Genomic DNA, 11,509 nt, shown 5'->3' with positions numbered 1-11,509 from the left:
ACTGGCACGCCATAAGCATGCCATTTAGAACGCCATTAAAAAAACGAACCGCCCCTACTGGGACGGTTCGTTTTAATTTTATCCTCTTAATAAAGCGCCTGCTTCGGACGTTAATGCAGCGAGTACTTTATCATGTGCTTTCACAACTTCATCATCTGTTAGCGTGCGTTCAGGGTCTTGGTACGTTAAGGAGAATGCAATAGACTTCTTACCACTCTCTACATTATCCCCTTCATATAAATCAAACAGCTTCACGTTTTTCAGTAATTTACCACCTGCACGTTGAATGACTCTTTCAAGTGTACTTGCTGATGTTTCACTTGAAACGACTAATGCAATATCTCTCGTAATAGATGGGAAACGCGGAACTGGCGTATATAAAAGTTCCCCCACATCCAACGATAAAATCTTATCAAGATTCATTTCCATGACATACGTATCTTTTAAATCACGCTCGTTTTGCACGGTTGGGTGAATTTGACCGACAAAACCGATGCGTTTGTTATTCAAGTAAATATTCGCTGTTCGGCCAGGATGCATCCCATCAAGTACAGCTGCTTCAAATGATATGCCTGCTGTTAAGCCAAGCTTTTCCATCATGCCTTCGACAATTCCTTTTAGCACGAAGAAGTCCACTTTTTTCGTTTCAGCTTGCCAAGCATGGTCTACCCACTTACCAGTCACGACCGCTGCGACATGGGCAACTTCTTTCGGTAATCCGTCTTCCTCTTCATCAAGGAATACAGAACTAATTTCATATAGTGCTACAGAATCATTTCGGCGTGCGACATTGTATGTTGCAACTTCTAATAAATGTGGAATAATACTTTGTCGTAAAACACTACGCTCTTCACTAATTGGCATTAAAAGTTTAGTTGTCGGCGCAGTTTCCAGTGCGTATTTATGCGCAGACTTCTCTGATGTCAATGAATACGTCAGAGACTCATAAAGGCCAGCACCTTCTAGGAATGCTTTGACCGTTCTGCGTTTCTCTTGATAAGGCGTCAGTCCGCCCGGTTTAGATTCTGTTACCGGCAATGTCATCGGAATATGATCATAGCCATACATTCTTGCAATTTCTTCAATAATGTCTTCTTTAATACGGATATCTTGTCTTCGTGTCGGCGCATCAATCACAAGTTTTCCATTGATGGCTTCTACACCAAACTTTAGGCGATTCAAAATTGATAGCATCTCTTCAAGGGAAATTTTCATCCCAAGTCGGTTGTTAATATAGTCAGGTGATATCGTAATTTGAACTGGTGTTTTATCCAGTTCATCAATCACTACTGAACCTTCTAGTACGTCTCCACCAGCTAATTCAGCAATCAGTTGTGCAGCACGTTCTGCCGCCGCTTCTACACGTTCTGGGTCAACGCCCTTTTCAAATCGTGTACTTGCATCACTGTGTAAACCGTGTTCTTTCGAAGTACGACGGACAGTCGCCGGTTGGAAGTAAGCTGATTCAATGACTACTGTTGTCGTTCCGTCATGTACTTCTGAATTTGCGCCACCCATGACACCAGCAATTGCAACAGGTTCTTGTCCATTCGTAATGACAAGTTGATGAGATTTTAATGTACGTTCTGCTTCATCAAGCGTCGTAATTTTTTCTCCTTCATTTGCAAGTCGAACGACGATTTCTCCCGTCTCTAAACGGTCATAGTCAAACGCGTGAAGTGGTTGTCCATATTCTAATAAAATATAGTTCGTGACATCGACTACGTTATTATGTGGACGGATGCCTGACGCGATAAGACGATTTTGAAGCCATAATGGTGATTCAGCAATCTTGACATTCTTAATGACCTTTGCAACATACATTGGATTTTCTTCTTTTGCATCAATACGTAGCTTTAATAGCTCCTCTGCTTTTTCAGAAGAAGTTTCGTAATTAATTTCCGGAAGCTTCACTTCTTGAGATAAAATTGCTGCCACTTCATATGCAACACCTAGCATACTGAGTGCATCAGAACGATTTGGTGTTAAATCAAACTCAAGCACCGTATCATTTAGATCTAATAATTCTAACGCATTTGATCCAACAACCGCATCTTCAGGTAACACGTAAATTCCTTCCGCATACTCTTTAGGCACAAGTTTGCCTTCAATCGCTAGTTCTTGAAGTGAACAAATCATTCCGTTCGATTCTTCTCCGCGAAGTTTTGCTTTTTTAATCTTAAAATCACCTGGTAAGACAGCACCTGGACGAGCTACGATTACTTTTTGTCCTGCTGCAACGTTTGGTGCTCCACAAATAATTTGTGTTGTTTCTTCTCCTACATCCACTTGACAAATGCTTAATTTATCTGCTTCAGGATGTTTTGAACATTCTAACACATGGCCCACAACTACATTTGTCATGCCTTGTGAACGGTCTATTAGCCCATCTACTTCGATTCCTGAGCGCGTAATTGTTTCTGCCAGTTCTTCAACTGGAATTTCATCTATATTGACATACTCTTTTAGCCATTTTGTTGAAACTAACATTTAACTTCCTCCTTATGCTTCTGTCCGGTGAAATTGTGAAATAAACCTTACGTCATTCGTGTAGAAATGACGAATGTCTTCCACACCGTATTTCAACATCGCAATTCGTTCAGGTCCCATCCCAAATGCAAAGCCAGTCATGACTGAAGAATCATAGCCAGCCATTTCTAAAACATTCGGATGAACCATACCAGCACCTAAAATTTCAATCCAGCCTGTTTTCTTACAAACATTACATCCATCTCCACCACATTTAAAGCAAGATATATCCATTTCAACAGACGGTTCTGTGAACGGGAAGAAACTTGGACGAAGACGAATTTCACGGTCATTGCCAAACATTTCTTTAGCAAATAAAGAAAGGGTTCCTTTCAAATCACTCATGCGAATATTTTCACCAACAACGAGTCCTTCGATTTGCGTGAACTGGTGAGAGTGCGTCGCGTCATCACTATCCCGGCGATAGACTTTTCCTGGACAAATGACTTTAATCGGCTCTCCTTTTTTCTCTTCCATCGTGCGTGCTTGAACAGGTGATGTATGTGTACGCAAAAGAATCTCTTCAGAAATATAGAAGGAGTCTTGCATGTCGCGAGCTGGATGCCCTTTCGGTAAATTAAGTGCTTCAAAGTTATAATAATCTTTTTCAACTTCTGGTCCCTCTGCAATTTCATAACCCATGCTTAAAAAGAAATCTTCAATTTCTTCTACAACACGAGTAAGCGGGTGATGATTACCTGTTTTTATAGGACGCCCTGGTAGTGTCACATCAATGGACTCTTTTTCTAGCTGTGCATTAATTGCTTCTTCTTCGAGCTTAGCCATGCGCGCTTCTAAAACTTCTGTTACTGACTCACGAATGACATTCACAAGTGCGCCCATTTTTGGACGTTCTTCAGGTGGTAATTTCCCCATTCCCTTTAACAAGTCCGTAATCGGACCTTTACGCCCTAGATAAGCAACACGGACATCATTTAATGCTTTTATATTGCTAGCCTCTTGAATTTTGGCAAGTACTTCTTCTTTTAGTTCTTTTAATCGTTCTTCCATTTCTTATTCTCCTTTCGAATTTAACAATAGTAAGAGTGGTTGATTAATGAATCCGGACAAGGTTGATTTGCGTTCCGGGCGGACGCTTTTCCAGCTTCAGGAGGCAGATGCTCGAGGCATAAGCCAAATTAACTGCGTGACACAAAACGTCACTCCGTTAATGCGTCTTATGCTTGTCGCATCTAAGCGCCTCCTTTAGCTTTCATTATTTCCGTGGGGCGGGCGGTAAGCCAATCGCAAAGCGTAGATTGCGATTGGCCTTAATTTCTGCGTTTTTTGCAGAAATTAAGGCATCCTGTTGCTTATTCCCCCTCAGAACGCTTCGCTTTTGCTTATCCCACAGGAAGAGCCGTCACGAAGAACGGCTTTTGCGATCAAAAAGCGAAGCGTTTGAGAGCACGCACTCGCCGCCCTCCACTACAATCAACGAAAGCACTGACATTCGTGATTCCATCCATATAATCACTTCAGATAATAACTCATCAAAAAAGACCATAAAAAAATCGCCCCTATAAAAAAGGGACGAGGATATTTTCTTCGCGGTACCACCCTGATTATTACACAGACGACAATTCATTAGTCATACATCGTGTAATCACTCAAAACTCGGTATAACGGTCCGGTGCCGGCGCGCCTTTATAGAATTCATTCTAGTCCTGGCGGCAGCTCATGGGGTGAACATTAATAAACAAAATCGATTTGCACTTTCAGTCAAGGTGCAAACTTCCTGGCGACTTTTCTATCATCAACTTTTCCCAATCATTGCTTTTACATACAATATATCATTAGTATACCCGATAATGTTTTGTCCTTCAACATTCTGTCCATTTATTCTTCAGAATATGCATATAAAAGAACGCCTGTCGCGACCGCAACGTTTAATGATTCTGCTTTTCCGTAGATTGGAATTCTGACATTTGTATCTGTTTGTGCGAGCAGTTCTGGACTCATCCCACTGCCTTCATTTCCAACAATCAGTGCAAATTTTTCACTCGGTTGTACCTCTTTATATAAAACAGATTCTTCCAAGCTTGTGCCAATGACTTTAATATCACTGTCTTTTGCTTTTTGAATCCATTCCGTTAAATCGCCTCTCACTACCGGAATGTTAAAATGAGAACCTTGCGCTGAACGAACTGTCTTCGGATTAAATGGATCCGCTGAGCCTTTTCCAATAATCACAGCCGACATTCCAGCAGCATCAGCTGTTCGAATCATTGTACCTACATTTCCTGGATCTTGCACTGCATCGATAAACAGAAGCTTTTTCCAATTTCCGTAAGAGGCTTCTGTATATTCCGGTTGACGACAATGCGCATAAAAGCCTTGAGATTGCTCCGTTTCAGAAATCTCCTTCGCAACCGCCCTTGTGATTTCATTCACAACAATATTTTCGAGATTCCAGTTTTCCGGGAGTTCTACGTCTTCTCGTTTCATTAAAGTCAAGACAGCATTTTCAGCTTTTAACGCTTCTTCTACTAAATGAAAACCTTCCACGAGAAATTCCTTTGATTTATCACGTTCTTTTCGAGTCTGGACAAGTTTTTTCCAATGCTTCACAAGTGCATTTTGTATGGATTCAATTCGTTTCATGTATAGCGTACCGCCTTTTTCTTTTTAGTGTACCAAAAGGCGGTATAGTTGGCGATAAATCTGTCCAAAATGGTAGTAGGAGGATGATAAAAATGAATTTTCAAATACGAGACGCCATTACTGCAAATATGACAAATAACTCAGCAGATGATGTTCGTAATGTCGTCGAAGATGCAATTCAACGTGGAGAAGAACATTTACTTCCAGGATTAGGCGTGTTCTTTGAGAAACTTTGGAATTCAGCCGGAGAGCAGGAAAAAGCAAAAATGGCCAATGAATTAGCCCAAGTTTTTGCAGCAAGCTAAATATAGTCCAAAGAAGAATTCCTTGTAAATTAGTGAGCCCCATCACGATAAGGCCGCCCCATACAGGGCGGCTTTTATAATTCTAATCGCTTCTACTAATTTGGCACTTTTGCGTTAAATGTTCCTAACAACAAAGAAATCGAAACCCATGGCTGTGAGAATACCAAAGACTAGCGTCCAAAGCGCGATGCTGATGACCATCCAAAATGTAACGTTTGCTTTTTTTGCACCGAATAATAATCCGATAAACGCGGATATATGCGTTCCGATAACAAACGGGCCGAGAAGCGCTACGCCCGGCATTCCATACTTATTCCAAATTCGTTTGCCTCGCTCTGTTCTTTTAGACGGTTCTTTTTTACTTTTCTGTCTTCTATTCTCAACCCACTCTTTCACTTTTTGAAAACCGATAATGACCAGCAATACGGTCAGTAAATTCCCCGTAAAGGCGGTAACCATTACCCAAAATGGTGAAAGGCCGCTGACAATCCCCAAAGGAATCACAAGTGCAATTTCCAACCATGGAATCGCTGCTCCTAAAAAAACTAGTAAATATTCAATCATACTTCTTCCTCCGCACTCTTTAACATTTTCCTCATCGTTGAGTAATAAATCCAATATTGTCCCATTGCGATTAGCAAGATTCCAACTAATATGACTGTCCTTCCCAAAAATCCAACTAAGGAGAACCCGACAAGCAATGGCAATGTCCATGCATAATACGAATATACTTTCTTCGTTGCACGCTTCGTCATTTCTTCGAATAACTCATCATCTTCGATATATTCTTGAGGTTTAAGTGTAAATGCTTTTATTTTTTTATCAGGAAACCGTTTGTTATGTTTTCGAATGTTGATGATAAACAACGTCAAGAAAATAACGAAAGCGAACATTGCAATCAAGAAAATACCTGCGACATAATTTTCAAATGTCATTTCAAATTCGAAACCAGTGCTCGTAATGTTAGTCACTTTTGTTGCTAAACCGGTCACAATCGTTATAATTATCAACAAGAAAATAGCTCCCATTTGCCAAAGCGGCATTGTGACACGCATATCATTTTTCATCTTCTTCCTCCCCCTCTAACCAAAATAATTCATTTATATCGCACTCCAAAGCCCGGGCAAGTTTTAATGCTAATGTAACGGATGGTGAAAACTCCCCTTTTTCAATAAAACCAATCGTCTGCCGTGTAACCCCAACGATTTTTGCCAATTCGACTTGTGTGAAATGATGTCGTGCTCTTAATTCTCTCAATCGATTTCTTAGCACCTTGCCACCTCCTACTCTCAATGTACAATAAACTTAACTTCATGTATAGTATTCTTAACATTATGTTATGTTTAATAAACAAAAAAAGACTAGGCATTTTCCCAGTCCATTCGTATATATCAAAAAATCTACAAAGCTAAGCACACAAAAGTCCTCGATGCACTCACCTGCCCGAGGACTTTGTTTCACGACTATTTAAAAGCAATTGCAGCCTTCACTGCTTTTTGCCAACCTTCGTAAAGCTTTTCACGTTGTTCTGGCTCCATCTTAGGTGTAAATCTATGATCGAGATGCCAATGCTTTGTGATTTCATCCTTATCCTTCCAAAAACCAACTGCTAGTCCTGCTAAATATGCTGCGCCAAGTGCAGTTGTTTCATTCGTAAGCGGACGCTCGGCAGGTACATTTAATAAATCTGCCTGAAATTGCATTAAGAAATGATTCGCAACCGCACCACCATCAACACGTAACGTTTTCAATGCAATTTCTGAATCTGCTTCCATAGCATCCAATACATCTTTCGTTTGATAAGCAAGTGACTCTAGCGTTGCACGAATAAAATGTTCTTTTTTTGTTCCACGCGTTAAGCCGAATACGGCTCCTCGCACATCGCTATCCCAATAAGGCGCACCAAGTCCAACAAAAGCAGGAACAACGTATACACCTTCAGTAGATGCTACTTTTTTTGCGTATTTTTCGCTTTCAGCAGAGTTGCGGAACATTCGAAGACCGTCACGCAACCATTGGATAGATGCCCCCGCGACAAAAATACTCCCTTCCAGCGCATATTCAACTTTTCCATCTATGCCCCACGCAATTGTTGTCAGAAGTCCATTATCCGATTTCACGGCTTTTTCTCCTGTATTCATCAGCATAAAACAACCTGTACCATACGTGTTCTTCACCATGCCACTTTCGAAACAAGCTTGTCCGAATAAAGCTGCTTGCTGATCCCCTGCGATCCCTGCAATTGGCGTAGCTTCCCCAAAGAAGTGAACCTCATCTGTATATCCATAAATCTCTGATGATGATTTTACTTCTGGTAGCATGGATACTGGAACCCCTAAGGTATCAAGTAATTCCTCATCCCATTTCAATTCGTATATATTATACATAAGTGTTCTAGATGCGTTTGAATAATCCGTAACATGTTTTTTCCCGCCTGACAACTTCCAAATTAACCACGTATCAATTGTGCCGAATAAAAGTTCTCCACGTTCGGCCTTTTCTCTTGCACCTTCAACATGATCTAATATCCACTTGACTTTTGTCCCTGAAAAGTAAGCATCTATTAGTAAACCTGTTTTGTCACGAAACAACTCATTGTAACCGCTTTCTCTTAATTCATCACAAATTTCCGCTGTTTGACGAGATTGCCATACAATTGCGTTGTAAACGGGATTTCCTGTTGTTTTATCCCAAACGACAGTTGTCTCTCGCTGATTTGTAATTCCAATGCCTTTTATTTGATCAACAGTAAGATTTTTTTAGATAGTACACGTGCAAGCACCGCTAATACCGAGCTCCAAATCTCATGTGCGTTATGTTCTACCCAACCAGGTTTTGGGAAATACTGAGGAAACTCTTGCTGTGCTGTATGAAAAATTTTTCCTTCTTGATCAAATAAAATTGCCCGCGAACTAGTGGTTCCTTGATCTATCGATAAAATATATTTTTCAGTCATATTATCTCCTTCCTACTCCATGTTAGTTTCATTATAACTAAAACTTATCAAAGATAAATGCTAATGAACTTGAACCTCTCATGACTAAAGTCACGAGATTCTTGGGAAGTGAGCATACTTGATGGATAGCCATGACGCTATCATCAGCGGTTTCTCTTATTTACCAAGCTAACCCCGTAGTTCCTACGGTTATTAAGTTTAACCCTATACGGGAATCTGAATTCTAAGCCCTTCGTTCAAAATGTTTCGACTCGCATTGATATCACGGTCGTGTTCAGTTTCGCATCCTGAACACGTCCATTTTCGAATATTCAGTGGCTTCTTGCCATCTTGCACACCGCATTCTGAACAAATTTGACTGGATGGAAACCATCTATCCACTTTGATAATCTTTCGACCATACCAGTTAGCTTTATATACTAATTTAGTGATAAAGTTGGACCAGGAAACGTCAGAAATACTTTTAGCCAGTTTTTTATTGCGTAGCATGCCTTTTGTGTTTAAGTCTTCGATACAGATTACATCGTGGTTTTTGATGATTTCTGTACTTAACTTATTTAAAAAATCGGTACGCTGATTCATTACTTTTTCATGTAGTTTTGCGACTTTACGCTTTTGTTTTTGGTAGTTCTTTGCGTCCGCAAGTTTGATTCCATTTTGCTTGGCAACAAGTGCTCGTTTTGACAACTTCTGTCGTTCGCGCTTCAATTTCTTTTCCATTTTCGACGTGAACCGATTGTTGTCAATCCTGCGCTCGTCAGAAAGGATTGCAAAGTCAGTGATTCCTAAATCAATGCCAATAGCGGCATTCGTTTTTGACAGTTCGTAAATTTCCTCTTCACACAAAATAGAAACAAAATATTTCCCGCTGGCATATTTGCGAATCGTCGCATTGAGAATACGGCCTTTCGGTTCCCGGCTTTTTGCGAACTTAACCAACCCTAGTTTTGGAAGCTGAATGTTTTTTCCTTTTAACTCAATATTGTTGTTTACATTTTTCGTTGTATAGCTTTGGACAGGATTGACCTTACTTTTGAATTGAGGTTTTTTATTTTGCTTTTTGAAAAATCGAGAAAAAGCATCAGCAAGATTTTTAAGTGAGGATTGAAGCGCGATATTATCGACTTCTTGTAGCCAAATTGTTTCCTCTTCCTTTTTCATTTTAGGAAGCATGGCAGAACACGCTTGATACGATAACCCTTTGCCAGTTTCCGTGTAGGATTTGTTCCATAGATTCAAAAAATGATTGAATACAAATCTTGAACAGCCAATTGTTTTGACGATTAAAATTTCTTGTTTTTTATTCGGATAGAGACGAAACTGATAAGCTCTATGTCGAAGCATTCATCCTCACCTCCTAGACTTTTTTCTGGCTTTGTATATACTTTCGTATTTGTTCTTCAGTATTTTCACTCACGGTCGCTACAAAGTAACTGGGGTTCCACAGATGCCCACCCCACTATTGTTTTTTTAGTTCAGGGTGTTTCTTAAATCTGGCTGATCCCCCTTTAAATGCTTTAACAAAGTTCGGGATATAATGTTGCGGCTTACATTCAATGAGTAAATGGATATGATCTTTGTCGGATTCTATTTCAACGATTCTTATGTCATTGTCAAATGCGAATTTTTAAAGTACCTTTACGTCTGCATCTACTTGCCCGATTAAAATATCATGTCGGTATTTCACACACACTAAACGGGATGGTATTGAATGGAATAGACATATCCGTGTCCATAATGAATTTCAGGCATAGAAAGCCCCTCGTTATTTGATTTACATATGTATTGATGGATACCCTTTGGCAACGGATTTTAAACGCTTATACAATGCAATGTCGGTTGATTAACATAGCTAAAGCTATGCCTCAACCGAAGCCGATTCATCCCACGACTGAAGTCACGGGTGTTCTCGGCTTATCCATAAAATTACTTGAGGGAGCAACGCAACAAAAAAAGACCTCCTAGGATTATGCAACACACCTAAGGGGTCTCTAAATATTTCTATCCACTTATAATAAAGTCGCCAAAACAGCTTTTTGTGCATGCAGTCGATTCCCCGCTTGGTGGAAAACATAAGAGTTTGGACCATCAATTACAGACGTCGCAACTTCTTCTTCACGATTAGCAGGTAAACAATGTAAAAACATATAATCACTTTTCGCATGAGCGATAAGTGCATCGTTAATTTGAAAATCATTAAAGTCTTTCAGTCGCTTTGCAGTTTCTTCTTCCTGTCCCATACTTGTCCAGACGTCTGTATAAATCGCATCGGCATCGGTCACCGCTTTCACCGGATCATTCGTTAGCTCAAAAAGACTACCATTTTGTTCTGCAATTTTCTTTGCTTCTTGAATAATCGCATCGTCACATTCATACCCTTTCGGTGTAGCCACGACCACGTCTAACCCTACATGCGCCGCAGCAACAACTAGTGAGTGCGCAACATTATTTCCATCCCCTACATAAGCAAGCTTTTTACCTGCAAAAGTTCCCTTCACTTCAAATATAGTTAGTAAATCCGCCAACGCTTGACACGGATGATAAATATCTGTCAATCCATTAATAATTGGAATGGATGAATACTTCGCTAACTCTTTTACTTCTTCATGTGAATTGGCACGTATCATGACACCATCCACAAATTCAGAGAGCACTTTCGCTGTATCATGAATCGATTCCCCACGGCCAAGTTGTAAGTCTTTTGCATTCATATAAATTGCATGACCGCCTAGATGAATCATCCCCACTTCAAATGATATTCTAGTTCGCGTCGAATTTTTCTCGAAAATCATACCGAGTGTCTTCCCCGAGAGTGGAAGATTTGCCTTCCCTGCTTCCTTCGCTTTCTTCATTTCAACGGCTTTCTGAATGAAAAAAACGACTTCTTCACTCGTAAAATCTAGCAAACTTAATAAATCCCGACCTTTTAAATTCGCTTCAATATCATTCTCCAGTAAGTTTAATTGCACCATTATCGATCATCCTCTGCTCATTTTTTTGATTGTATAAACTAGTATATGTATGTATATTTATAAAGTCAAGTGAATTTTTATGATTTAACCGATAATTTTAAATCTTAGAAAACACAAAGAAAAAATGTCCAAACAATGACTGT

The 11,509-nt window shown here is 39.9% G+C and carries 9 protein-coding genes and 2 pseudogenes; 1 reads left to right on the top strand and 10 read right to left on the bottom strand.

From position 1 onward, the window contains the following. Positions 1 to 78 precede the first annotated feature (78 nt). From pheT to AB1H92_RS04215, 3 genes are all read right to left on the bottom strand, one after another. Complete coding sequence (gene pheT / locus AB1H92_RS04225) at positions 79 to 2,490, bottom strand: phenylalanine--tRNA ligase subunit beta (protein WP_115362155.1); 2,412 nt, start codon at positions 2,488 to 2,490, stop codon at positions 79 to 81. Positions 2,491 to 2,502: 12 nt separating this feature from the next. After that, positions 2,503 to 3,540, bottom strand: a complete 1,038-nt coding sequence (gene pheS / locus AB1H92_RS04220) for a phenylalanine--tRNA ligase subunit alpha (protein ID WP_115362157.1) — start codon at positions 3,538 to 3,540, stop codon at positions 2,503 to 2,505. Between the two features lie 828 nt (positions 3,541 to 4,368). After that, positions 4,369 to 5,133, bottom strand: coding sequence for an RNA methyltransferase (locus AB1H92_RS04215; RefSeq protein ID WP_115362159.1), 765 nt, complete (start codon positions 5,131 to 5,133; stop codon positions 4,369 to 4,371). Positions 5,134 to 5,225: 92 nt separating this feature from the next. Here AB1H92_RS04215 and sspI point away from each other — a divergent pair, with 92 nt between their 5' ends. Continuing rightward, the gene (gene sspI / locus AB1H92_RS04210; protein ID WP_115362161.1) at positions 5,226 to 5,438 is read left to right on the top strand and encodes a small acid-soluble spore protein SspI; all 213 of its coding nucleotides are present in this window, start codon (positions 5,226 to 5,228) and stop codon (positions 5,436 to 5,438) included. 114 nt (positions 5,439 to 5,552) lie between these two features. Here sspI and AB1H92_RS04205 read toward each other — a convergent pair whose 3' ends face one another. The 7 genes and pseudogenes from AB1H92_RS04205 to argF all read right to left on the bottom strand — a co-directional run bounded on the left by AB1H92_RS04205 (position 5,553) and on the right by argF (position 11,366). Then, positions 5,553 to 6,002 carry a small multi-drug export protein gene (locus AB1H92_RS04205; RefSeq protein WP_115362163.1) on the bottom strand — a complete coding sequence of 150 codons (450 nt, stop codon included), beginning with the start codon at positions 6,000 to 6,002 and terminating at the stop codon, positions 5,553 to 5,555. After that, positions 5,999 to 6,505, bottom strand: a complete 507-nt coding sequence (locus AB1H92_RS04200; protein WP_115362165.1) for a hypothetical protein — start codon at positions 6,503 to 6,505, stop codon at positions 5,999 to 6,001. Before AB1H92_RS04200 ends, AB1H92_RS04205 begins: the two co-directional genes overlap by 4 nt. Further along, positions 6,495 to 6,710 carry a helix-turn-helix transcriptional regulator gene (locus AB1H92_RS04195; protein ID WP_115362167.1) on the bottom strand — a complete coding sequence of 72 codons (216 nt, stop codon included), beginning with the start codon at positions 6,708 to 6,710 and terminating at the stop codon, positions 6,495 to 6,497. The genes AB1H92_RS04200 and AB1H92_RS04195 overlap by 11 nt, the downstream gene beginning before the upstream one ends. 191 nt (positions 6,711 to 6,901) lie before the next feature. Beyond that, positions 6,902 to 8,394: pseudogene (gene glpK, locus AB1H92_RS04190) on the bottom strand (glycerol kinase GlpK). Positions 8,395 to 8,598: 204 nt separating this feature from the next. Continuing rightward, positions 8,599 to 9,738: an IS200/IS605 family element RNA-guided endonuclease TnpB gene (tnpB, locus tag AB1H92_RS04185; RefSeq protein ID WP_115362169.1), complete on the bottom strand. Its 1,140-nt coding sequence runs from the start codon at positions 9,736 to 9,738 to the stop codon at positions 8,599 to 8,601. A gap of 13 nt (positions 9,739 to 9,751) precedes the next feature. Beyond that, positions 9,752 to 10,146, bottom strand: a pseudogene (gene tnpA, locus AB1H92_RS04180) (IS200/IS605 family transposase). A gap of 257 nt (positions 10,147 to 10,403) precedes the next feature. Beyond that, a complete protein-coding gene (gene argF / locus AB1H92_RS04175; protein WP_115362171.1) occupies positions 10,404 to 11,366 on the bottom strand; it encodes an ornithine carbamoyltransferase in 963 nt (320 codons plus the stop codon). Positions 11,367 to 11,509 lie beyond the last annotated feature (143 nt).

It is taken from the genome of Sporosarcina pasteurii (genome assembly GCF_041295575.1).
Taxonomy (GTDB): domain Bacteria; phylum Bacillota; class Bacilli; order Bacillales_A; family Planococcaceae; genus Sporosarcina; species Sporosarcina pasteurii.
The sequence above is the reverse complement of the archived record's forward strand: the minus strand, read 5'-3'. Positions and strand labels throughout refer to the sequence as shown.